The sequence below is a fragment of the Streptomyces yongxingensis genome (assembly GCF_055597465.1).
Genome location: NZ_CM145717.1, coordinates 3695234 through 3718481 on the forward strand (window position 1 = coordinate 3695234; position 23248 = coordinate 3718481).

A 23248-nucleotide genomic window follows, 5' to 3' on the forward strand; every position below is an offset into this window, starting at 1 on the left:
CAGCTTTCAGCCGCCGCTGACCGAAACCTGAGGTTCGCCGGAGGCGGTGCCGTCCTTTTCCATCTGCTCGGCGATCTTCATGGCCTCGTCGATCAGGGTCTCCACGATCTTCGACTCCGGCACGGTCTTGATGACCTCGCCCTTGACGAAGATCTGCCCCTTGCCATTGCCGGAGGCGACGCCCAGGTCTGCCTCGCGCGCCTCACCCGGACCGTTCACCACACACCCCATGACCGCCACCCGCAGCGGAACCTCCATGCCCTCCAGACCGGCCGTGACCTGGTCCGCGAGCTTGTACACATCCACCTGCGCCCGGCCGCACGACGGACACGAGACGATCTCCAACCGCCGCTGCCGCAGATTCAGCGACTCCAGAATCTGGATCCCGACCTTGACCTCCTCGGCCGGAGGCGCCGACAGCGACACCCGGATCGTGTCCCCGATCCCCTCACTCAACAGCGCACCGAACGCCACCGCCGACTTGATCGTCCCCTGGAACGCCGGACCCGCCTCCGTCACACCCAGATGCAGCGGATAGTCACACTGAGCGGCCAACTGACGATAGGCGTTGACCATCACCACCGGATCGTTGTGCTTCACCGAGATCTTGATATCCCGGAACCCGTGCTCCTCGAACAGCGAACACTCCCACAACGCCGACTCCACCAGCGCCTCCGGCGTGGCCTTGCCGTACTTCTCCAGCAACCGCTTGTCCAGCGACCCCGCGTTCACCCCGATACGAATCGGCACACCCGCGTCCGACGCCGCCTTCGCGATCTCCTTGACCTTGTCGTCGAACTGCCGGATGTTCCCCGGATTCACCCGCACCGCCGCACACCCGGCATCAATCGCCGCGAACACGTACTTCGGCTGGAAATGAATGTCGGCGATCACCGGAATCTGCGACTTCTTCGCGATCACCGGCAACGCGTCCGCGTCATCCTGCGACGGACACGCCACCCGCACGATCTGGCACCCCGACGCCGTCAACTCCGCGATCTGCTGCAACGTCGCACCGATGTCCGCCGTCACCGTCGTCGTCATCGACTGCACCGAGATCGGCGCGTCGCCACCCACCGCCACCGACCCGACCTGGATCTTCCGGCTGACCCTGCGCTCGGCGAGCTTGGCCGGTACGGACGGCATTCCTAGCGAAATCGCAGTCATCTGGTTCGTAACCCCAAGGTGTGTGCGTGACCGGAGATCAGCGGACTCCGATCTCCGAGATTACGGCACCGGCCATGGCCTCAGCACACCGCGCTCCTGAAGTCCACCCAAAGGTGAACTTCAGGACATCTCGCGTCATCAGGAGATTTTCACGGGGTTCACGACGTCCGCCACCAGGACGAGCAGCGTGAAGCAGATGAAAACTCCGGCGATCACATAGGCGACCGGCATCATCTTCGCCACATCGAACGGCCCGGGGTCGGGCCGCCGGACCAGCCGGGCGGTGTGGCGCCGGATGGACTCCCACACCGCGCCCGCGATGTGTCCGCCGTCCAGCGGCAGCAGCGGCAGCATGTTGAACAGGAACAGCGAGAGGTTGAACCCGGCGACCAGGAAGAGCATGGTCGCGATCCGCTGGGAGGGCGGGATGTCGAGGTTGGCGACCTCGCCGCCGACCCGGGCCGCGCCCACGACGCCCATCGGGGAGTCCGCCTTGCGCTCGCCGTCCCCGAAGGCCGCGTTCCACAGGTCCGGGATCTTGGAGGGCAGGGCGATCATGGAGTCGATGCCGTCCTCGACCATGTTGCCCATGCGGTCCACGGACTGCCCGAAGGACTGCTGGACCACGCCGTTGGCCGGGGTGAAGCCGAGGAAGCCGGCGGTGACGAACTCGCCCTCGACATAGCCGCCGTTCCCGTCGGACTTGGCGACCTGGTTCTTTATGAGGTTGGCGTGCAGGGTCTTGCGGACGCCGTCCCGCTCGACGGTGATCGTGGCGGGGCCGGTGGTCTCGCGGATGTCCTGCTGGAGGGTGCCCCAGTCCGGGGTGCGGTGCCCGTTGAAGGCGACGATCTTGTCCCGGGGCTGCAGACCGGCGGCCTTGGCCGGGGAGTCCTTGGCGCTCTTGGGGCACTTGTCGGTGGAGGACGAGGCCGGGACCACGCACTGGGAGACCGTGCCCACACTGGTGGTCTGGGTGTTGACGCCGAAGCTCATCATCACCCCGAGGAAGATCGCCACCGCGAGGACCAGGTTCATGAAGGGCCCGGCGAACATGACGATCACGCGCTTCCACGGCTTGCGCGTGTAGAACAGGCGCTTCTCGTCGCCCGGCTGGAGCTCCTCGAAGGCGGCCGACCGGGCGTCCTCGATCATGCCGCGCCACGGTGAGGTGGAGCGCGCGGTGATCTTTCCGTCGTCGCCCGGCGGGAACATCCCGATCATGCGGATGTAGCCGCCCAGGGGGACCGCCTTGATGCCGTACTCGGTCTCGCCCTTCTTCCGGGAGAAGATCGTCGGCCCGAAGCCGACCATGTACTGCGGCACCCGGATGCCGAAGAGCTTGGCCGTGGAGAGGTGGCCGAGCTCATGCCAGGCGATGGAGATCAGCAGGCCGACGGCGAACACCACTATGCCGAGGACCGTCATCAGTGTCGTCATGCGCGAGCCTCCGGGGTCGCCTTCGCCGCTCTGGCGGCCAGTTCCGATGCGCGGGCGCGGGCCCATGTCTCGGCCTCGAGGACGTCCGCGACGGTGAGCCGGGTTCCTTCGGCCGGGGTGCCGTGCTCGGCCACCACCTCGGCGACCGTATCGACGATTCCGTTGAAGGGCAGCTTTCCGTCAAGGAAGGCGTCCACACACTCCTCGTTCGCCGCGTTGAAGACGGCCGGGGCGGTGCCGCCGAGGTCGCCGACGTGGCAGGCGAGGCCGACGGAGGGGAACGCCTCGGTGTCCAGGGGGAAGAACTCCCAGGTGTGGGCCTTGGTCCAGTCGCAGCCGGGCGCGGCGTCCGGCACCCGCTCGGGCCAGCCGAGGCCGAGCGCGATGGGCATCCGCATATCGGGCGGGCTCGCCTGGGCGAGCGTCGAGCCATCGGTGAATTCAACCATCGAGTGGATATACGACTGAGGGTGGACCACCACCTCAATCCGCTCGAAGGGAATGTCGTAGAGCAGATGGGCCTCGATGACCTCCAGGCCCTTGTTGACGAGGGTCGCGGAGTTGATCGTGATCACCGGGCCCATGTCCCAGGTGGGGTGGGCCAGCGCCTGCTCCGGGGTGACCGAGGCCAGCTCCCGCTTGGTCCGGCCGCGGAACGGGCCACCGGAGGCGGTGACGACCAGCCTGCGGACCTCCTCGCGGGCGCCGCCGAGCAGCGCCTGGAACAGCGCGGAGTGCTCGGAGTCGACGGGGACGATCTGCCCGGGCTTGGCCACGGCCTTGACCAGGGGGCCGCCGACGATGAGCGATTCCTTGTTGGCCAGCGCCAGCACCCGGCCCGCCTCCAGGGCGGCCAGGGTGGGCGCCAGGCCGATGGAGCCGGTGATGCCGTTGAGCACGGTGTGGCACTGGGAGCGGGCGAGCTCGGTGGCCGCGTCGGGCCCCGCCAGGATCTCGGGGAGCGGCTCACCGGCACCGTAGAGCGCGCTCAGCGCCTGGCGCACCTCGGCCACCGCCTCGGGCCGGGCGATCGCGACCCTGTCCACCCGCAGCCGGTGGGCCTGCTCGGCGAGGAGCCCGGCCCGTCCCCCGGCGGCGGACAGGCCGGTCACGCGGAAGCGGTCGGGGTTGCGCAGCACCACGTCGATGGCCTGGGTGCCGATCGAACCGGTGGAGCCCAGGATCACGATGTCGCGCACGCTCGCCGCGGCGGTGGCCGCTGGAACGCGCAGATGCGGGTCAGCCAGGGATTCCGTCATCCCCCCATTGTGGGGGCAAGGGGTGACGGCTCGGTGACAAGCCCTGGGATCCGGTGATCGCGGACCCCAGGGGCTTCCCGGCACGTTCTCCGGCGGCTTCTGGGCGGCTCCTTCCGGGCTCCTCAGCGGATGGGGCGGCCCGGCTCCTCAGTGGATGGGGCGGTGGACGTTCTGCTTGGCGGTCGGGCCGGGGGTGGCGTCGGCGATCCAGGGGCCGTCGCCGCTGGGGTCGATCACGCCGTGCTCGAGCCACTCGTACGCCCCCGAGAGCACCCCGGAGACCACCTTGCGGTCGACCTCGTCGGTGTTGGTCCACAGCCGCCCGAAGAGCTCGTCGGCGCGGATCCTGGCCTGCCGGCAGAACGCGTCGGCCAGCCGGTAGGCCGCGACGCCGTGGTCGCCGCGGGAGCGCAGCATCTCGGCCCGTACGCAGGCCGCGCTCATCGCGAACAGCTCCGCGCCGATGTCGACGATCCGGCTGAGGAAGCCCTGTTTGGTCTCCATCCGGCCCTGCCAGCGGGACATGGCGTAGAACGTGGAGCGGGCCAGCTTGCGCGCCGAGCGCTCCACATAGCGCAGATGCGGGGAGAGGTCCGGGTGGCCGGCCGGGTTGAACTCCGGGTAGGCGCGGGGCAGTTGGCCGGGGCCGGTGAGCAGTCCTGGCAGCCAGCGGGCGTAGAAGCCACCGGCCTTGGCGGCCGCCTTGCCCTTGTCCTGGAGGGACTTGCCGGGGTCGATGAGATCGCCCGCCACCGACAGATGGGCGTCCACGGCCTCGCGGGCGATGAGGAGGTGCATGATCTCGGTCGAGCCCTCGAAGATCCGGTTGATGCGCAGATCGCGGAGCATCTGCTCGGCGGGGACGGCCCGCTCCCCGCGGGCGGCCAGCGAGGCCGCGGTCTCATAGCCCCGGCCGCCGCGGATCTGGACCAGTTCGTCGGCCATCAGCCAGGCCATCTCGCTGCCGTAGAGCTTGGCCAGCGCCGCCTCGATGCGGATGTCGTTGCGGTCCTCGTCGGCCATCTGGGAGGCGAGGTCGATGACGGCCTCGAGGGCGAAGGTCGTCGCCGCGATGAAGGAGATCTTGGCGCCGACGGCCTCGTGCTTGGCGATGGGCTTGCCCCACTGCTCACGGGCGGCGGACCATTCGCGGGCGATCTTCAGACACCACTTCCCGGCGCCCGCGCACATCGCGGGCAGCGACAGCCGCCCGGTGTTGAGCGTGGTCAGCGCGATCTTGAGGCCGGCACCCTCGGGGCCGATCCGGTTGGCGGCCGGGACGCGGACCCGGTGGAAGCGGGTGACACCGTTCTCCAGGCCGCGCAGCCCCATGAAGGCGTTGCGGTTCTCCACGGTGACGCCCTCGGAGGCGGTCTCCACGACGAAGGCGGTGATGCCGCCCTTGTGACCCTCGGAGCGCGGCACCCGGGCCATCACCACCAGCAGGTCGGCGACCACGCCGTTGGTGGTCCACAGCTTGACGCCGTCCAGCAGGTAGTCGTCGCCGTCGGGCACGGCGGTGGTGGCGAGGCGGGCCGGGTCGGAGCCCACGTCCGGCTCGGTGAGCAGGAAGGCCGAGATGTCGGTACGGGCGCAGCGCGGCAGGAAGCGGTCCTTCTGGTCCTGGGTGCCGAAGAGCTTCAGCGGCTGCGGTACGCCGATGGACTGGTGGGCGGAGAGCAGGGCGCCGATCGCCGGACTGACGGAGCCGGCCATGGCGAGGGCCTTGTTGTAGTAGACCTGGGTGAGGCCGAGGCCCCCGTACTTGGTGTCGATCTTCATGCCGAGCGCGCCGAGCTCCTTGAGCCCCTTGATGGTCTCGTCGGGGATCTGCGCCTCGCGCTCGATCCGGGCGGCGTCGACCCGCGTCTCGCAGAACTCCTGGAGCTTGGCGAGGAAGGTCTCGCCGCGGCGGACGTCGTCCGGGGCGGGGGCGGGGTGGGGATGGATCAGATCGAGTCGGAAGCGGCCGAGGAAGAGCTCCTTGGCGAAGCTGGGCTTGTGCCATACCTGTTCGCGTGCGGCCTCGGCGACCTGGCGCGCTTCACGCTCGGACACCGGCCTGACGGAGGATGCGGTCATCGGTGCTCCCTTTGCCGCGACGATCTCGTGACATTACCGGCACGTACCGCTGCCAGTGTGCATCCGGTCCGACGGGACGGCAAAGCGGGAGGACGCCGGGATCTGGAGGTTCGGGACGGATCGCCGCGGTGGCGAGCCCGGCAGGTGCGCGGGGGAACATGGGCGCTGTGTTGAAGCGCTTCGATAGTGCCTCTGGACAGCCATTGGGCTGCGGGTTTAGGGTCAATCCGCATGGCCGGGCAGAAGAGTTTCGGGCCATGCGTCGAAGCGCTTCACCCCAATCCCCCGGATGGAGTCCCCCGCATGGTCACCCTCGCCGAGGTCGCCCGCCACGCCGGAGTCTCGGCCAGCACGGTGAGCTACGTCCTCAGCGGCAAGCGGTCGATCTCCGCTCCCACGCGCGAGCGCGTCGAGCACAGCATCAAGGAGCTCGGCTACCACCCCAACGCCGGAGCCCGCGCCCTCGCCAGCAGCCGCTCCAACATCCTCGCGCTCATGGTGCCACTGCGGACGGACATGTATGTGCCGGTGATGATGGAGATCGCCATCGCGGTCGCCACCACCGCCCGCTCCCACGGCTATGACGTCTTGTTGCTCACCGGCGAGGAGGGCCCGGCGGCGGTGCGCCGGGTGACCGGCAGCGGACTCGCCGACGCCATGATCGTGATGGATGTGGAGCTGGAGGACGAGCGGCTGCCGCTGCTGCACGCGGCCCGCCAGCCCACCGTGCTGATCGGTCTGCCCGCCGACACCGTTGGCCTGACCTGCGTCGATCTGGACTTCACGGCCACCGGTGCACTGTGCGCCGAGCATCTGGCGGATCTCGGCCACCGGGAGATCGCCGTCGTGGGCGAGGCCCCGGCCGTCTACGAGCGCCACACCGGCTTCGCCGAGCGGACCCTGGAGGGGCTGCGCCGCCGCGCCGCTGAGCTGGGGGTGCGGCTGCTGCACCGGCCGTGCGAGGGCGCTTACGAGTCCATGGACGGCACCCTCTCCCGGATCTTCGACGAGCGCCCCGGCACCACCGGCTTCGTGGTGCAGAACGAGGCGGCCATCGATCCGCTGCTCAGCCTGTTGCGCCGACAGGGGCGCGCGGTGCCCGAGGACGTCTCGGTGGTCGCGATATGCCCCGAGCAGGTGGCCACCCAGGCGTCGGTGCGGCTCACCTCGGTGGCCATCCCCGCGCAGGAGATGGGGCGGCGGGCCGTGGAGCTGGCGGTGGCGAAGCTGGAGGGCGAGGCCCCGGAGGAGCAGGTGACCCTGCTCGCTCCGGAGCTGACCGTACGGGCCAGTTCGGGCCCGGCCCCCGGCACACCCTGACCCGGCCTCGCCGGGCCGGCGGCGTACCGCCGCCGCGTGGGGGCGGCGGCGGTACGCGGGGGGTCAGCTCGCGCTCACCCCGAAGCCGTTGGTGCGGAAGTCCAGCCCTCCGGCCGAGGAGGTGATCTCATAGCCGAACTGGACGTCGCCGATGGTCACATCGCCGAACCAGCCCTTGGTGTTCTTGATCCAGTTCACGATGGGCTTGATGTCCACGGAGCCGGAGGTGGAGTTCGAGGTGCGGATGAAGGAGAAGACCTCATTGGCCCCGTTGCTGCCCTTGTAGACGCTCCAGGTGTGGCCGCCGAGGGTGACATTGCCCTGGGCGGTGCCGAGCGGGCCGACCGGGCCGGTCTTGTTGACCCACAGCATGATCTCGTAGTCGTAGTTGGAGTCCCAGATGTCGTACGAGGTGTTGTACGCGCCCGAGGACGGCACGGTGACGTTGTAGGTGCTGGTCAGCGTGGAGATGGCGCTGATCTTCTTGCCGACGACCTTCTTGGCGTTGGGGTAGGACTTGATGCCGCCGGTGTTCGGGTGGTCGGCCCACACTCCCCAGTCGCTGGCGGAGTTGGCCCAGATGGTCTGGGCTCCGGCGCCGGAGCCCCAGATGTTGTTGTAGAGGGTGTAGCCGCCGTTGGACCAGGTGCCCCACTGGTCCGAGGAGGACCAGGTGGCGGCCTGGGCGGGGGCGGCTGCGAAGCCGATCAGCGCGAGTAACGCGATCAGCGGGGTGAGGAAGAGGGTTCGAGCGGCTCGTTGCACGGGACCTTCCCTTTCAGACGGGGGATTCGGGCGGAGCCAGGACCATGACCGCGAAGCGGTCCAGCCGGACGCTGGTGTGGTGCGCGCGCCCGGTGAGCAGATCCGTCCGCGCGGACGGGAGGGGGACGACCGCCGGGGTGCGGCCGTGGTTGAGCAGGAAGAGGTACGGGCCGCGCCGCACCGCCTCGACGCCCTCGGGGAGGCCGGGCAGCGCGGGTGCCAGCCCCGCCTCCCCGGCGGCGCGGCCGAGCAGCGCGCGCAGGGCGGCGGGTTCGGGGAGGGTGGAGACGTACCAGGCGGTGCCGGTGCCGTAGGCGTTACGGGTCACGGCGGGCCGGCCGTCGAGCTCGCCGCCCTTGATCCGGGCGACCGGTTCGGCGGTGGACGGCTCCAGGTCCTCGGACCAGAGGGTGCCGTGGAACGTGCCCAGCCAGGTGCCCTCGGCGGTGAGCGCCTCGCCCTCGTCCAGCGGCCACCACTCGTGGACCGTACGGATGCCGAGGAGCCCACGGAGGCGGCGGTCCACCCCGCCGGGGCGCACCCGGTCGTCCTCGTCGGCGACGCCGGTGAAGAAGCCGCAGACGAGGGTGCCGCCGCCGCGTACGTACGCCGCGAGGTTGTCCAGCGCCTCGTCGGTGAGCAGATACAGCTGGGGGACGGCGACGAGGGCGTAGTCGGTGAGGTCGGCGTGCGGATGGGCGAAGTCGGTGGTGAGGTTCCGCTCCCACAGGGCCTGGTGCCAGACGCGCAGCAGCCGTTCGCAGGAGACCAGGGAGGAGGGGCGGCCTTCTGGGACGGTGGCCCACCAGGAGTGCCAGTCGTGCAGGATCGCGGCCCGCGCGGGGACGTCCGTGCCCGCGACGGGGGCCAGTTCGCGCAGCTCGGCGCCGAGTTCGCGCACCCGCGCGAAGGTGCGGCTGTGCTCACCGGCGTGCGGGACCATCCCGGAGTGGAACTTCTCGCTGCCCTGCCGGGACTGCCGCCACTGGAAGAAGCAGACCGCGTCGGCGCCGCGCGCTACGGCCTGGAGGGACCACAGCCGCATCAGCCCGTCCGGCTTGGGGTGGTTGACGCCGCGCCAGTTGACCGGGCCCGCGGCCTGCTCCATGAGGACCCAGGGGCCGCCCGCCTGGGAGCGGGTCAGGTCCTGGACCATCGCCCCGTAGGCGGCCGCGTGCGGGTCCTTGGGGTCGGGGTAGAGATCGACGGAGACCACGTCCTCCTCCGCCGCCCAGGCCCAGCCGTCCTGGCCGATGAACAGCGGCATGAAGTTGGTGGTCACGGGGATGTGCGGGGTGCGGGCGGCCAGCGCGTCGCGTTCGGCGGTGAAGCACTCCAGCAGGGCGTCGCTGGTGAAGCGGCGGAAGTCCAGCGCCTGGCCCGGGTTGATCAGGTACTGGGCGCGGCGCGGCGGGATGATCTCCTCCCAGGAGTCGTAGCGCTGGCTCCAGCAGGCCGTCCCCCACGCCTGGTTGAGGGCGTCCAGGCCGCCGTACCGCGTGCGCAGCCAGCGACGGAAGTGCCGGGCGGTCTCGTCGCACCAGCAGTGGGTGGAGTATTCGTTGCCGACGTGCCACATCCGCAGGGCCGGATGGCCGCCGTAGCGGTCCGCCAGGTCCTCGGTGATGCGCAGGGCGTGGTCGCGGTAGACGGGGGACGAGGCGCAGAACTGGTTCCGTGAGCCGTACCAGACGACCGTGCCGTTCTCGTCGCGCGGCAGGGTCTCGGGGTGGCGGGAGCCCATCCAGGGCGGCGGGGAGGCGGTCGGGGTGGCCAGGCACACCTCGATCCCGCCCTCGTGGAGCAGGTCCAGGACCCGGTCCAGCCAGTCGAAGTCCCGTGTGCCGGGGCGGGGTTCGAGCCGGGCCCAGGAGAAGACGCCGACGGTGACGGTGGTGACGCCCGCCCGGCGCATCAGCCGGATGTCGTCGTGCCAGACGCTCTCGGGCCACTGCTCGGGGTTGTAGTCGCCGCCGTAGAGGACGCGGCCGCGGGTGGCGTCGTTCAGGTCGGGCATACCGGCTCCCGTCTCGGGTCGGCTGGGTACGGGGGCGACCGGCGTCAGCCCTTGACGGCGCCGGTGAGCACGCCCTTGGTGAAGTGCTTCTGGACGAAGGGGTAGAGCACCGCGACGGGGATCAGCGCGAGCACCATGACGGCCATCTGCACAGCCAGTCCGGGGATCTGCTGGGTGGAGATCATCTGGGACATGCCCTGCGGTGCCTGCTGCTTGATCACCAGCTGGCGCAGGATCATCTGGAGCGGCCACATGTCCTGGTCGTTGAGGTAGAGCATGGCGTTGAACCACTGGCTCCAGTAGCCGACCGCGTAGAAGAGCGAGACCACGGCGATCACGGCCTTCGACAGCGGCAGCACGATGCGGAACAGGATCCGCCAGTCCCCCGCGCCGTCGATCCGGGCGCTGTCGATCAGCTCGGGCGCGATGTTCTGGAAGAACGCCCGCAGCACCAGGACGTTGAAGACCGAGACGGCCCCGGGCAGGATCATCGACCAGTAGCTGCCCTCCAGGCCGACGCCGGTGACCAGCAGATACGTGGGGATGAGACCGGCGTTGAAGAACATGGTGACCAGCAGCACCAGCAGGATCGGCCGGTGCAGGAAGGACCCCGGGCGGGACAGGCCATAGGCGCACAGGACCGAGACGACGGTGCTGATCACGGTGCCCACGGCGGTGAGCGCGAGGCTGACGAGCGTCGCGCGGGTCACCGTGCCGCCGCTCAGCAGCTCGGTGTAGGCCCGGAAGGTGATCGTCTCGGGGACGATCACCAGTCCCCCGGCGTCGGTGATGGTCCGCTGGTCGGAGAGGCTGGTGACGATCACCACCCACAGCGGGCCGAGGATCGCCAGACACACCCCGACCAGAGTGGCCCCCTTGAGTCCCTGGCCGACCTTCCCGGGCTCCTCCTCCCACACCGGGCGCCTCTCGTCGCGGCGCCGCCGCGGGGGCGGGGCCGATGGGCCGGTCGGGGCCACGATGCCGTGCCGGCGCCCGCCCGCGCCGGTCCGCTCGGTCACGGTCATTTCCGGTAAACCCCCTGCTCGCCGAGCATATGGGCGACTTTGTTGGCGATCAGCACCAGCACCAGGCTGAAGGCGCCCTTGATCAGACCGCCGGCGGCGGCGATCCCGTAGTCGGTGTTGGCGATGCCGACCCACCACACATAGGTGTCGAAGACCTCCGAGGCGCCCGGCCCCACCGCGTCGCGCTGGAGCAGGATCTGCTCGAAGCCGACGGTCAGCGAGTCGCCGACGCGCAGCACCAGCAGCAGGGCGACCACGGGGCGCAGCGCCGGCAGTGTGACGTGCCACATCCGGCGCCGACGGTTCGCGCCGTCCACGGCCGCGGCCTCGTAGAGGTCCTGGTTGACGGCCGAGAGCGCGGCCAGGAAGACGATCACCCCCCAGCCCGCGTCCTTCCACACCAGCTGGGCGGTGATCAGGAACTTGAAGACGCCCGGATCGGTCATCAGGTCGAAGCCCTCGTGACCGTGAGCGCGCAGCTGCTGGGCGAGCAGCCCGGCGCCGCCGAGCATCTGCTGGAAGATGGTGATCACCAGCACCCAGGAGAAGAAGTGCGGCAGGTACAGGATCGACTGCACCAGACCGCGGACCTTGTCGCTGAGCACGCTGTTGAGCAGCAGCGCCAGCGCGATGGGCACCGGGAAGAACAGCACCAGCTGGATGAAGGTGATGGAGAGGGTGTTGGCGAAGGCGTCCCAGAAGCGGCTGTCCTCGAAGAGGAGGGTGAAGTTGTCGAGGCCCACCCAGGGGCTGGTCCACAGCCCCTGGGTGAACGGGTCGTAATCCTTGAAGGCGACCGTGGTCCAGAGCAGCGGGACGTAGGTGAAGAGCAGGAGGAGACCGACGGCGGGGGCGACCATCAGCAGGAGGGCGCGGTCGCGGCGCAGCCGGTGCCACCATCCGGTGCGGGCGGTCGGGGTGCCGCGGCTCGGCGGAGCGCCGGGGCCCGCCGGGGCATCGCGGCCCGCCGGGGCGCCACGATCCGCCAGGGCGCCACGGGCCGGCTCGGCCATCAGGCGCCGCTGCCGTTCTCGTCGAGGAGCCCCGCGTACCAGTCGCGGAGCCGGTCGCCGCCACCGCTGCGCCAGTCGCTGATGGCCCGCTGGGCGTCCTTGATCGACTTACGGCCTCGGGTGACATCCTTGGCGAGGTCCTCGAACGGCGTGTAGAGCGAGGCGTACCGATTGGGCTCCTGGATCTGCATTCCGTAGAAGAGCGGCTTCCTGGCGAACTTGCCCATCCGCTGCATCCAGCCGCAGTAGTCCTCGACCATCTGCGGGAAGTCCGGATAGGCGACGCTCGCCTGCGGGGAGACGATGAAGCGGTAGGTGTCCTGGACGTCCCGGACTCCCGTGGCGTTCTTGACCGGTACGCCCTTCTTCATCTCGTGGTGCACGCCTTCGACGCCGTAGTCGATCAGACGCTGCTCCTTGGTGCCGAAGGGCGCGGCGATGAAGTTCGCGAGGGCGAGGATTTCCTCGATCTGATCCTTGGAGAGGTTCTTGTTGAGGAAGGACCAGATCTGGGCGGGCGGGTCGAGGTAGATCACGGGGTCGCCGCCGTCGGGGCCGAAGTAGTCCATTCCCTGAATCTTGAAGTCGGGGTTGGGGCCGGCCTGTTCGAAGGTGGCGCCGTACCACTTGGCGTCGCCGTCGTTGTAGAAGAGGGTCTGCCCGGAGGTGAAGCGGGTCAGCGCGTCATTGGCCTTGCCCGCGACCGCGTCGGGGTGGACATAGCCGCCGGCGAAGAGCTTGCGGCACCATTCCAGGGCCTCGAGGTAGTTCTCGGTCTCGACCTTGTGGACCAGCTTGCCGTTCTTCTCGATCCAGTAGTACGGCTTCTCCCCCGGGCAGCCGAAGAACCGCTGCGCCGACCACCACATGTCGTCGCAGGCCCATACCTTGCTCTTGGGCCGGGTGATCTCCTTGGCCAGGGCGAGGAATTCCGCCGGGCTCTTGGGGACGTGATAGCCCTCCTTGGTGAAGATGTCCTCGCGGTAGTACGGAATGACGCCGGAGAGCGGGCGGGAGGGCATCGGCAGCCCGCGGAGCTTGCCGCCGAAGACGGACATCTGCCAGGCGGCGGTGGGAATGGCGGCGAGGTTCGGATATTTCTTGACCTTGTCACCGGAGAGATACGGGCCCAGATCGGCGAATTTGGCGCTGACCGCGCCATGGATCCGCCCGCCCATCTCCCACAGCGGGATCATCACGATATCGGCGATATCGCCGGAGGCGAGGACGGCGCCGAGCTTCTCGCCGTAGGTGTTGCCGTCCTGCGGCTGGAGCTTGACCGTGGCGCCGAGCGCGTCGTTGACCGCCTTGTAGTAGGCGTTGTTCTTGGGCGGCGGGGTGCCCCAGAGCGGTTCGAACATCGTGTAGCTGCCGCCGTGGCCGGGCTTGCCCTTCACGGAGGCGACCAGTTCGGCGGCGGGCGGGGCCTTGGTGTAGCCGGGGCTGGAGCCGTTGACGCTGGGGATGTCGGGGTCCGCCACCTTCGAGGCCACATAGGCCGGCAGCAGGTTCTTCAGCTCCTTGCCGGAGGTGGTGCCGCCCTTGCCGGAGCCCTCCTCGGTGGAGCAGCCGGTGAGCAGCGGCGCCCCTCCCGCGACGGCCGCTGCGGCAACCGCCGTGGAGGCCAGGAAGGTTCTCCGGCTGGGAGGGGAAGTGGAGGCCGAAGCCTGGGAGTTCGGCATTGCGTCAACCCTTCGTGGCGTGCCCGCCGTACGACCGATGGTCGAGTTGGCCGAGAGTGGTCGAAGATTGGTCGAAGCGCTTCGATATTGCGCCGAGGTTAAGGCGGGGGATGGGGGCGCGCAAGAGTGGTGGCGCAACGTGCTGATGGGATGGGCTCCCGTGAAGTCTTGACAGGCTGGGCATGGTGCACCCAGCATCGAAGCGCTTCGAATCGACGTCGATTCGACATCGATGCGACGCTGATTCGACGTTGATCGACGTTGATTCGACGTCAGGGGCTGGGGAAATCGGTGCACGAGCTGGGGAAGAGGAGCCGTATTCGTGAGCGATGACGGTGATCTGATCACGCGTCCGCCCTTTCGCGATCTGCCCTTTCGCGATCCACGGCTGCCGGTGCGCACGCGCGTCGAGGATCTGCTGGCCCGGCTCACACCGGATGAGCGGATCGCGATGCTCCACCAGTACGCGCCCGCAGTGGAGCGGCTCGGCCTCGCGCCCTTCCGCACCGGGCAGGAGGCGCTGCACGGTGTCGCCTGGATGGGCCCGGCGACCGTCTTCCCCCAGGCCGTCGGGCTCGGCGCGACCTGGAACCCGGAGCTGCTGCGGCGCGTCGGCGAGGCGGTCGGCCGCGAGGCGCGGGCCATGCGCGCACGCGATCCGCGGGTGGGCCTCAATGTGTGGTCGCCGACGGTGAACCTGCTGCGCGATCCGCGCTGGGGCCGCAACGAGGAGGGGTACGCCGAGGATCCGTACCTCACCTCGGCCCTGGCCACGGCCTACACCCGTGGGCTGCGCGGCGACCATCCGGAGCGCTGGCGCACCGCGCCCGTCCTGAAGCACTGGCTCGCGCACAACAACGAGACCGACCGGGACACCACGTCCTCCTCGGTGCGGCCGCGCGTACTGCACGAATACGATCTGGCGGCCTTCCGCGGGGCGGTGCGGGCGGGCGCGGTGGCCGGGGTGATGCCCGCGTACAACCTGGTCAACGGGCGGCCCAACCACGTCTCCCCGTATCTGCGCGAGCACCTGCGCACCTGGACCGACCAGGAGCTGGTGGTCTGCTCCGACGCGGGCGCGCCATCCAATCTGGTCGACTCCGAGCACTACTTCGACACCCATGAGGAGGCCATCGCCGCGGCCCTGCGGGCGGGGGTGGACAGCTTCACCGACCACGACCAGGACGCGTCGAAGACGATCGCGCGGGTGCGGGGCGCCCTGGAGCGCGGGCTGATCGACACCTCCACGGTGGACACGGCGGTGCGGCGGCTGCTGGGGATGCGGTGTGCGCTGGGCGAGTTCGACTTCGACGAGCGCGATGGACCGGAAGAGGGGCCTGACGGTTCGGCAGGAGAACCTGACGGCGCCTTCGACACCCCCGCCCATCGGGCGCTCGCCCTGGAGGCCGCCGAACAGGCCGTCGTTCTCCTCACCAACGACGGTCTGCTGCCGCTCTCCGAGAGCGCCGTCCGCACCCTCGCCGTCGTCGGTCCGCTCGCCGACGAGTGCAAGCTGGACTGGTACAGCGGCAGCCTGATCCGCCGCAGTTCGCCGCGCGAGGCGCTGGCCGAGCGGCTCGGCGCGGACCGGGTGGTGTTCGCGGACGGCCTGGACACCGTACGGCTGCGCACGGCGGCCGGTTGGGTGCGGGTGCCGGACGCGGCGGCGGAGGACGAGGGGCCGGCGGAGGCGGCGGGCTCGCTCAACCCGGCGCATACGGCGGGCCGTACCGACCTGCCGCCGCTGACCGTCGGCGACACGCCCACCGATCTGTCCCTGGCCGACTGGGGCGGCGGCGTGCTCACCCTGCGCGCGCCCTCCGGCCGCTGTCTGACCGTGGCCGAGGACGGCTTCGTCCGCGCCGCGGCCGAGCAGCCCGGGGGCTGGGTGGTCCAGGAGACGTTCACGCTCGAAGCGCACCCCGACGGACACCTCCTCAGACACCAGGGGACGGGTGGCTACGTCTGTGTCGCCGCGGGCGGGCTGAAGGTTGCCGAACGTGACGGCGGTGAGCAGGGGACCGGGACCGTCTTCCGGCTGGAGGTCGTCGAGCGCGGCGAGGACGCGGTGACCCGCGCCGCCGCGCGGGCGGACGCCGTGGTGGTCGTGGCGGGCAACGACCCGCATATCGGCGGCCGGGAGACCGAGGACCGCACCACCCTCGCCCTGCCCGCCCAGCAGCAGCGGCTGTGGCGCGCGGCCCACGCCGCCAATCCGCGGACCGCGCTGGTGCTGACCTCGAGCTATCCGTACGCGGTCACGGAGGCGGCCGATGCGCTGCCCGCGCTGCTGTGGACGGCGCACGGCGGCCAGGCGGCGGGCACGGCGCTGGCCCGGGTGCTGTTCGGGGACGTCTCACCGGCGGGGCGGCTGCCGCAGACCTGGTACGCGTCCGACCACGATCTGCCCGATCCGCTCGACTACGACATCATCGCCTCGCGCGCCACCTATCTGTACTTCGACGGCGCCCCGCTCTTCCCCTTCGGGCACGGCCTGTCGTACACCGCCTTCACCTACGGCGAGCTGTCGGTGCGGCGGGAGGCGGGCCTGACCGTGGAGTGCGAGGTCACCAACTCCGGTCCGTGCGACGGCGACGAGGTGGTGCAGATCTACGCCGGCGCGCCGGGGTCGCGGGTCCCGCTGCCGCACCGCCGGCTCATCGCCCACCGCAGGGTGTGGCTGCGCCGGGGCGAGAGGGTGCGGCTCTTCTTCACCGTGCCGGTCGAGGACGCGCTGGGCTTCTGGGACGTGGCGCACGGCCGCTGGACCGTCGACCCGGGGACGTACGAGATCCACGCGGGCGCGTCCAGCGCGGACCCGCGCGCCACCGCCACCGTGACCGTCGAGGGCCCGCCGCCCGCGCCGCGCCCGGTGCTGCGGCGCGGTCTGGAGGCCGCGGACTACGACGCGGCGGACGGGACCGTGCTGGTGGACCGCGCCAAGGACCGCGGGGACGCGGTGGCCTGCCGTGACGACGCGGTCGGCCGACTGCTCTTCCGCGCCTGCGACTTCGGCGCGGGGGCCGTGTCGATGACGGTCGAGGCCGCGCAGGACTCCGCTGAGGCGGAGGATGACGCGACGGTCGAGGTACACCTTGCCGATGGCACCACGCTGGCCACCGCCGTCGTCCCGCCCACCGGCGACCGCTACGCCTACACCACGGTCCGCACCGCCCTGCCCACGCCGCCGACCGGCGTCCAGGACCTGCACATCACGCTGCGCGGCGGCGGCCTGAGACTGGCCCGTCTCGGCTTCTCCGGTTGAGGGTCCGGAGCTGCCGGGACGGGTCAACCCCCCTGCTTTCCCCGTGAGGGGGTGGGTCAGAGGTCGAGGCCGGTGAGGACCATGACCCGCTCGTAGGTGTAGTCCTCCATCGCGTACCGCACGCCCTCGCGGCCGACGCCGGACCTCTTGGCGCCGCCGTACGGCATCTGGTCGGCGCGGTACGAAGGCACATCGCCGATGATCACGCCGCCGACCTCCAGCGCGCGGTGGGCGCGGAAGGCGGTCCGCACCTCGCGGGTGAAGACGCCCGCCTGAAGGCCGTACTTGGAGTCGTTGACGGCCGCGAACGCCTCGTCCTCGTCCGCCACCCTGTGCAGGGTGAGCACCGGTCCGAAGACCTCCTCGCAGGAGAGGGTGACATCGGCGGGGACGTCCGCGAGCACGGTCGGGGCGTAGCTCGAGCCCTCGCGCTTGCCGCCGGTGAGCAGCTTGGCACCGGCCCGGACGGCCTCGTCGACCCAGGACTCGACGCGCTTGGCGGCGTCCTCGCTGATCAGCGGGCCGACGTCGGTGGAGTCCTCGGTCGGGTCGCCGGTGGCCTGCGCCTCGACGGCCGCGACGATCTTCGGTACGAGCTCCTCGTAGACGGACGCGTCCGCGATCACCCGCTGCACGGAGATGCAGGACTGTCCGCCCTGGTAGTTGGAGAAGGTGCCGATGCGGGTGGCCGCCCAGTCGAGGTCGGCGTCGGCGGCGTAGTCCGACAGGACGACCGCGGCGCCGTTGCCGCCGAGCTCCAGGGTGCAGTGCTTGAGCGGCACCGACTCCTTGATCGCGTAGCCGACCTTCTCCGAACCGGTGAAGGAGATGACCGGCAGCCGCTCGTCCTGGACCAGTGCGGGCATCCGGTCGTTGGGCACCGTAAGGACGCTCCAGGAGCCCGCCGGGAGCTCGGTCTCGGCCAGCAGCTCGCCGAGGATCAGCGCGGACAGCGGGGTCGCGGGCGCCGGCTTAAGGATGATCGGCGTGCCGACGGCGAGCGCCGGGGCGACCTTGTGGGCGCTGAGGTTCAGCGGGAAGTTGAACGGCGCGATGCCGAGGACGGTGCCGCGCGGGAAGCGGCGGGTCAGCGCGAGCCGCCCGGTGCCACCGGCGTCGGTGTCCAGCCGCTGGGCGTCCCCGCTGTTGAAGCGGCGGGCCTCCTCGGCCGCGAACCGGAAGACGGACACGGCGCGGCCCACCTCGCCGCGCGCCCACTTGATCGGCTTGCCGTTCTCGTCCGAGATCAGCCGGGCGATCTCCTCGCCGCGCTCGGCGAGACGGCGCGACACATGGTCCAGCGCGGCGGCCCGGACGTGCGCGGGGGTCGCGGCGAACTCCTCACGCACCGCGTCGGCGGCGGCGACGGCCTCCTCGATCTGCGCATCGGTGGGAACGCTCACCACGCCGACGCGGCGGCCGTCCCAGGGCGAGGTGACCTCGAGCGTGCTCTCGCCCGTCGCCTTACGGCCGGCGAGCCAGAACGCATGGGTGACAGCTTCGTTTGTGTCTGGCACAGCGGATCCCGACCCTTCTGAAGTGGTGTCTCTCCTCCCACCGTAGGCGCGCCCCGCCTGCTCGGCGTTTGTCCGAGGCGTAGCAGTCGGGGACGCGGGCGCTCCGCATTGGCGTGCCGGATGGGGGAGGGATCGGGAGGAGGGGTTGGGGGCGGTGACCGAGGCAGTGGCCGGGAAGGGGCGGCGGCCGGGACCAGGCGATCGGGGGCGGCGGCGCGACGGGACGATCGCGTCGGCCGAACGCGTGCTTCAGGCCGAGGTACCCGGGGCCGTTGCCTTGAGGGCCAGCCAGAGCTCCATGCGGACGTCCGGGTCGTCCAGGGAGCGGCCCAGGATCTCCTCGACGCGGCGCATCCGGTAGCGCAGGGTGTGCCGGTGGACGCCGAGGTCGGCGGCGGCCGCGTCCCACTGGCCGTGCCGGGAGAGCCAGGCGCGCAGCGAGGCGACCAGGTCGCCCCGGCCGGTGGCGTCGTGCTCGTGCAGGGCGCGCAGCATGCCGTCGGCGAACGCCCTGACGGCGTCGTCGGCGAGCAGGGGCAGTACGGAACCCGCCGCGACCTGCTCGTGCTCGACCAGCATCCGGCCGCGGCGGCGCGCCACCGACAGCGCCTGCTCGGCCTGGCGGTAGGCGGCCGCGGCGGCGATGGGGCCCGCGGGGGCGGACAACCCGATGACGAGCTCGTCGCCGCGGGGCGCGGCGACCGCGGCGCGGTCGCGGGGGCGGGCCTTCGTACCCCGGCGAGCCTCGACGGCCCGGGCGTGCTCGGCGCATGCCGCGACCGCCGCCCCGCCGTCGGGGGCCAGCACGATGAGCCGCTCGCCGTCGGGCACGACCAGCACCGACTCGCCGGTACGGGCCGCGGCCGCCTCCATGGTGTCGATGAGCGTGCCGAGGGGGTCGGCCGCCTCGGCTTCACCCGTGGCCGTGCCCGTGCTCGTGGCTTCCGCGGAGGGCTCCGCGGGGGCCTCGTCCACGGCGGAGGGCGCCGCGTGGGCCTGCTGGGCCGTGCCACCGGGCGGCACCTCGGCGACCAGCATCCGGAACGGCGCGTCGAGCAGCCCGCCGTACAGCCGCCCGGCGACCGCCCGCGCATGGTCCGGCTCGCCCGCGAGCAGCATCCGCAGCACGGCGGCGCCGAGCCGCTGCTCGGCCTCCTGGAGGGCGCGGGAGCGCTCGGTGGTCAGGGTCAGCAGCGCGACCGCGGAGTGCACGGCGTAGCGCTCGGCGGTGCCCAGCGGCGCGCCCGTGCCGACCGCGAGCACACCACGCGTACGGCGCCCGGTGCCCAGCGACTGGAGCTCGACCCGGTCGGCGACGGCCGTGTCCTCGGCCGGTTCCGCGCCCGTGGCCCCGGCCGCCCCGCAGCCCCCGCCGACCACGATGCTGGCGGGGCCCGGGCGGGAGCGCAGCCGCTCGACGTCGGCGGTGAGCCGGGCGGCGCGGCGGGCGGCCCAGTCGGGGGCGGCGGCGACCACGGCGCCGGAGGCGTCGTAGAGCGCGGCCCAGCCGTCGACGTGGGCGGCGAGCCGGGCGAGCAGCGCGGTGGGCCCCTCGGCGCCGATGGCGGCGCGGGTCAGCTCGCGCTGTGCCTCGAACCCGGCGGTCACGGCCCGGTACTGGTCGGCGGCTATCGCCGCGGAGACGGCCTTGCTGATCGCGATGAAGGGGGTGCGGCGGGGCACGCCGAGCAACGGCAGCCCCTCCTCCTTGGCCGCCGTGGCGAGCGCGGGCGGCACCTCGGCGTAGTTGACGCCGAGCGCGAAGCCGAGCCCGACCACGCCCGCGCCGACCAGCCGCCGCACATAGCGGCTCATCTCCTCCGGGTCATCGGCCTCGATCTGCATCGCGGTGATCAGGAGCAGCTCGCCGCCCTCCATATAGGGCACGGGGTCGGCCAGCTCGCTGACGTGTGCCCAGCGCACGGGCGTCTCCAGCCGGTCCTCGCCCGCGAGCACGGACAGCTTGAGACCGGGGTGGCGGACGAGTGAAGCGAGCGTGGGAGGCATGGCACCTTCGAAGCGAATGCGACGACTTGCGACGACTTCACCGCCCCGTATGAACGGCTACTGCCGATTCTGCCTCAATGGAGGAAAACGCGGAATTGACGGCATGATTTCGCCACGGGTCTGGCCGTGACGCTGCGGTTCCGGTCGCCCCGGTCACCCTGAAGGGGCGACCGGGACGACCGTGGTGACCGGGGCAACCGGGGCAACCGGGGCAACCGGGGCAGATGAACCGATGACGGCAATGAGGACTGACCGGAACGGCGGCCGATCACCCGCGCAGATCCACCAGCACCGGCGGCCCGCCCTCGCCCCTTACGGAGGTCACCGACAGCACCGCGTGCCCGGGGGGAACCGCGTGGGCCAGCTCCGAGGCGGACCAGCGCTCGCGCTCCACCGTCCGTACGGTCACCGACTGCGTGGTCACCGCCTTGCCGGTGGCGACCTTACGGATGAAGTGCAGCACCTTGGTGAGCGGTTCATCGGCGATGATCTGCCGGTCGGTGACGTCCCGGGTCTCGACCCACTCCGTCCCCCACACCTCGGCGAACCGCGCCCCGTCCCAGGTCGTCACCCCGGCACAGGCCATCCGGCAGCCGACCGCGCCGAGCAGTGCGCTGCGCAGCGACTCGGGGACGTCGTCGAGGGTGCGGAGGGTGAGCACGGCGCCCGCGTGGGCGGAGCGGAGCCGCTGGATACCGCGCAGCGCCTCGGGGGTGATGGTGTGCGAGGCGTCGTCGAGGACCAGGCAGGCGAAGAGCGAACGGTCGGCGCGGCCCACGGCGCACTCGGTGAACTGCGCCAGGACCAGCCGCGCGAGCATCCGCGACGCCTCCGCGTGGCCGCGCTCGGGCAGGTCGATACGGACCCGGAGGGGGTGCTCGAGGGCACGGAGGGAGAACGGGCGACGGTCGCCCGTGGTGTCGAAGAAATCGGCGAACGCGGGCCGGTCCAGCAGCGCGATCCGGTCCGCGAGCAGCGCGCCCACGTCCCCGGGCGCACCCGACTGCCGGACCCGCGCCTCCAGCTCACGGGCCTGCGCCCGCTCCCCCGCCTCGTCCAGCGCCTCGCGCAGCGCGCTGACGGCCGTCTTGGAACCGTCCAGCAGCTCCCGGAGGTCCGGGACGGACGGGAAGCGGCCGTGGGCGGCGCGGTAGGGGCCGAGCAGCTGGGCCAGCGCGGTGGCGGCGCGCCGGCTGTCCCCGCCCGGGAGCGAGGCCGCCATGTCGCCGATCAGGGCCTCGGCGAGGATGCCCGCGGCCTCGTCGGGGTCGGTGGTGCCGCCGTAGAGGTCGAGGTCGTAGCCGGAGTCGGGCCGGCCGATCTTCACGACGACGTCGAACGCCTCGTCCGCCCCGAGCCCGGCCCCCGCCGCCCCGACCGCCACGACGGCGACCTGCCCGGCGAGCGCCTGCAGACACAGCGACTCCACGACGGGCCGCACCACCCGCCCCGTCTTCCCCGAACCGGGCGGCCCGACCGCCAGCAGCGAGGTGCCGAGCACCTCGGGGTCGAGGGCGAGCCCGACCCCGCGGTGCTGGTAAGGATTGCGGGAATCCTCGGCGGCGGTGCCGAGGCGGACCTGATGGGCGAGGAGGTCATGCCGCGCCGTCCGGACGGGCAGGTCCCGCGCCCCGGACGGGTGCCCGTACGAGGCGGCGCCGTGGCGCAGCACGGTGTCGGTGAACGAGGCGAGCGAGTTCCTCCCCGCCCGCACGGACTGCCAGGCGCGCTCGATCCGGGCGTGGTCGACGTCATTCATCGCCCCCGCCCGCGCGTCCGCCGCCAACCGATCAGCCGCACTGTGCGCCCCCGCGGCCCGCAAGTGCGGCCACTCCACCGGATCCCCCTCCGGCCGCCCCGCGGCTGCCGCCTCGGGAGCGGGCTCATCCCAGGCCCGCCGGAAGAGGGGCGCGACGTAACGGCGCCAGACCTCGGGCCAGTGACCGACGCGGCTGAAGATGGCAGCGATGATCAGGAACCACAGGGTTTCATAGCCATTGGCGATCCACTTGAGCATGTCCTTGTTGCCGTCGCGGTTGAACCAGTCCTCCGCATTGAGCAGCCGGAGCGGCCACAACCAGTACGGGCCCAGGTATCCCTTCGTGATCAGCGACCACAACAGCCAGGTGCACAGGATCGCGATCAACGCCCCGCTGATCAGCCCACGAGAGGGAATCCGATCCGGCTCCTCCGGCGCCTTCGGCTTGTGCTCGTACGTCCACACCCCCGGCGCCGCCTCGGACCGCGGAGCCCGCAGCCAGGCGACGAAGGACGGGCGGGCCGCGGGCGCGGGGACCGGAGGCGCACCGGGGGCCGCCGGGGGCGCGGTCGGCGGCATCGGCGGCGGGGCGGCGGGAAAGGAAGGCGGGGATTGTGGGGGTGGAGGTGGGGGCGGGTTGTGGCGTGTGCTGCGTGAATCGAACGTGCCCTCGGTGTCCATGTGCTGCCCCTTGCCCCCTGACCGGCTGTTCCTCGGCTTTCGCGCCATCGCTCAATCTAGTGTTCCCGCGCGGGGAGTTCAGCGACCCGGGCGGGCCCGTCTCACTCACGGGATCCGTAAGGCCGCCGTCGGGCTATGGCCGTCGCGGACAAGGAAACACGCGCAGTACTCCCGAACGGAACATGCCTCATCCCTCGCCACGCCCATAGCCTGCGACTAAAACCCCTGTTCTTCCCCCTGGAGCCCGTC

15 protein-coding genes are annotated in these 23248 nt (G+C 71.2%); 3 read left to right on the forward strand and 12 right to left on the reverse strand.

All coding sequences use genetic code 11. The features are described 5' to 3' along the window. Positions 1 to 6: 6 nt before the first annotated feature. On the reverse strand, positions 7 to 1098 hold the full coding sequence (gene ispG / locus ACZ6TD_RS15370) for a flavodoxin-dependent (E)-4-hydroxy-3-methylbut-2-enyl-diphosphate synthase (RefSeq protein WP_471357756.1): 1092 nt from the start codon (positions 1096 to 1098) through the stop codon (positions 7 to 9). Here ispG and ACZ6TD_RS15375 point away from each other — a divergent pair. Continuing rightward, the gene (locus ACZ6TD_RS15375; protein WP_471358914.1) at positions 1019 to 1267 is read left to right on the forward strand and encodes a hypothetical protein; all 249 of its coding nucleotides are present in this window, start codon (positions 1019 to 1021) and stop codon (positions 1265 to 1267) included. The genes ispG and ACZ6TD_RS15375 overlap by 80 nt on opposite strands. 38 nt (positions 1268 to 1305) lie before the next feature. On the opposite strand, the gene ACZ6TD_RS15380 is transcribed toward ACZ6TD_RS15375, so the two are convergent. The 3 genes from ACZ6TD_RS15380 to ACZ6TD_RS15390 all read right to left on the reverse strand — a co-directional run bounded on the left by ACZ6TD_RS15380 (position 1306) and on the right by ACZ6TD_RS15390 (position 5948). Then, a complete protein-coding gene (locus ACZ6TD_RS15380) occupies positions 1306 to 2607 on the reverse strand; it encodes a M50 family metallopeptidase (protein ID WP_471354395.1) in 1302 nt (433 codons plus the stop codon). Next, positions 2604 to 3866 carry a 1-deoxy-D-xylulose-5-phosphate reductoisomerase gene (gene dxr, locus ACZ6TD_RS15385; protein ID WP_471354397.1) on the reverse strand — a complete coding sequence of 421 codons (1263 nt, stop codon included), beginning with the start codon at positions 3864 to 3866 and terminating at the stop codon, positions 2604 to 2606. Before dxr ends, ACZ6TD_RS15380 begins: the two co-directional genes overlap by 4 nt. Positions 3867 to 4013: 147 nt before the next feature. Then, positions 4014 to 5948 (reverse strand): acyl-CoA dehydrogenase family protein, encoded by a 1935-nt coding sequence (locus ACZ6TD_RS15390; protein ID WP_471354399.1) that lies wholly within the window; start codon positions 5946 to 5948, stop codon positions 4014 to 4016. A gap of 303 nt (positions 5949 to 6251) precedes the next feature. Here ACZ6TD_RS15390 and ACZ6TD_RS15395 point away from each other — a divergent pair, with 303 nt between their 5' ends. Next, positions 6252 to 7268, forward strand: coding sequence for a LacI family DNA-binding transcriptional regulator (locus tag ACZ6TD_RS15395; RefSeq protein ID WP_471354401.1), 1017 nt, complete (start codon positions 6252 to 6254; stop codon positions 7266 to 7268). A gap of 63 nt (positions 7269 to 7331) precedes the next feature. Here the strand turns inward: ACZ6TD_RS15395 and ACZ6TD_RS15400 are convergent, their stop codons facing one another. The 5 genes from ACZ6TD_RS15400 to ACZ6TD_RS15420 are packed head-to-tail and all read right to left on the reverse strand — an operon-like array spanning position 7332 to position 13770. Further along, entirely contained in the window at positions 7332 to 8033 is a 702-nt protein-coding gene (locus tag ACZ6TD_RS15400; RefSeq protein ID WP_471354403.1) for a glycoside hydrolase family 12 protein, read from the reverse strand. 13 nt (positions 8034 to 8046) lie between these two features. Continuing rightward, positions 8047 to 10050 (reverse strand): beta-galactosidase, encoded by a 2004-nt coding sequence (locus ACZ6TD_RS15405; protein WP_471354405.1) that lies wholly within the window; start codon positions 10048 to 10050, stop codon positions 8047 to 8049. 44 nt (positions 10051 to 10094) lie between these two features. Next, positions 10095 to 11075, reverse strand: coding sequence for a carbohydrate ABC transporter permease (locus ACZ6TD_RS15410; protein ID WP_471354407.1), 981 nt, complete (start codon positions 11073 to 11075; stop codon positions 10095 to 10097). After that, positions 11072 to 12088, reverse strand: coding sequence for an ABC transporter permease (locus ACZ6TD_RS15415; protein WP_471354409.1), 1017 nt, complete (start codon positions 12086 to 12088; stop codon positions 11072 to 11074). The genes ACZ6TD_RS15410 and ACZ6TD_RS15415 overlap by 4 nt, the downstream gene beginning before the upstream one ends. Continuing rightward, positions 12088 to 13770 carry an extracellular solute-binding protein gene (locus ACZ6TD_RS15420; RefSeq protein WP_471354411.1) on the reverse strand — a complete coding sequence of 561 codons (1683 nt, stop codon included), beginning with the start codon at positions 13768 to 13770 and terminating at the stop codon, positions 12088 to 12090. The genes ACZ6TD_RS15415 and ACZ6TD_RS15420 overlap by 1 nt, the downstream gene beginning before the upstream one ends. A 322-nt stretch (positions 13771 to 14092) precedes the next feature. Between ACZ6TD_RS15420 and ACZ6TD_RS15425 the strand changes: the two genes are divergently transcribed. Then, the gene (locus ACZ6TD_RS15425; RefSeq protein ID WP_471354413.1) at positions 14093 to 17035 is read left to right on the forward strand and encodes a glycoside hydrolase family 3 C-terminal domain-containing protein; all 2943 of its coding nucleotides are present in this window, start codon (positions 14093 to 14095) and stop codon (positions 17033 to 17035) included. 56 nt (positions 17036 to 17091) lie between these two features. Here the strand turns inward: ACZ6TD_RS15425 and ACZ6TD_RS15430 are convergent, their stop codons facing one another. The 3 genes from ACZ6TD_RS15430 to ACZ6TD_RS15440 all read right to left on the reverse strand — a co-directional run bounded on the left by ACZ6TD_RS15430 (position 17092) and on the right by ACZ6TD_RS15440 (position 22999). Next, positions 17092 to 18552 carry an aldehyde dehydrogenase family protein gene (locus ACZ6TD_RS15430; RefSeq protein WP_471354415.1) on the reverse strand — a complete coding sequence of 487 codons (1461 nt, stop codon included), beginning with the start codon at positions 18550 to 18552 and terminating at the stop codon, positions 17092 to 17094. 249 nt (positions 18553 to 18801) lie between these two features. Beyond that, positions 18802 to 20559, reverse strand: coding sequence for a PucR family transcriptional regulator (locus tag ACZ6TD_RS15435; RefSeq protein ID WP_471354417.1), 1758 nt, complete (start codon positions 20557 to 20559; stop codon positions 18802 to 18804). A 268-nt stretch (positions 20560 to 20827) separates the two neighbouring features. Beyond that, a complete protein-coding gene (locus tag ACZ6TD_RS15440) occupies positions 20828 to 22999 on the reverse strand; it encodes a type IV secretory system conjugative DNA transfer family protein (RefSeq protein ID WP_471354419.1) in 2172 nt (723 codons plus the stop codon). Between the last annotated feature and the right edge of the window lie 249 nt (positions 23000 to 23248).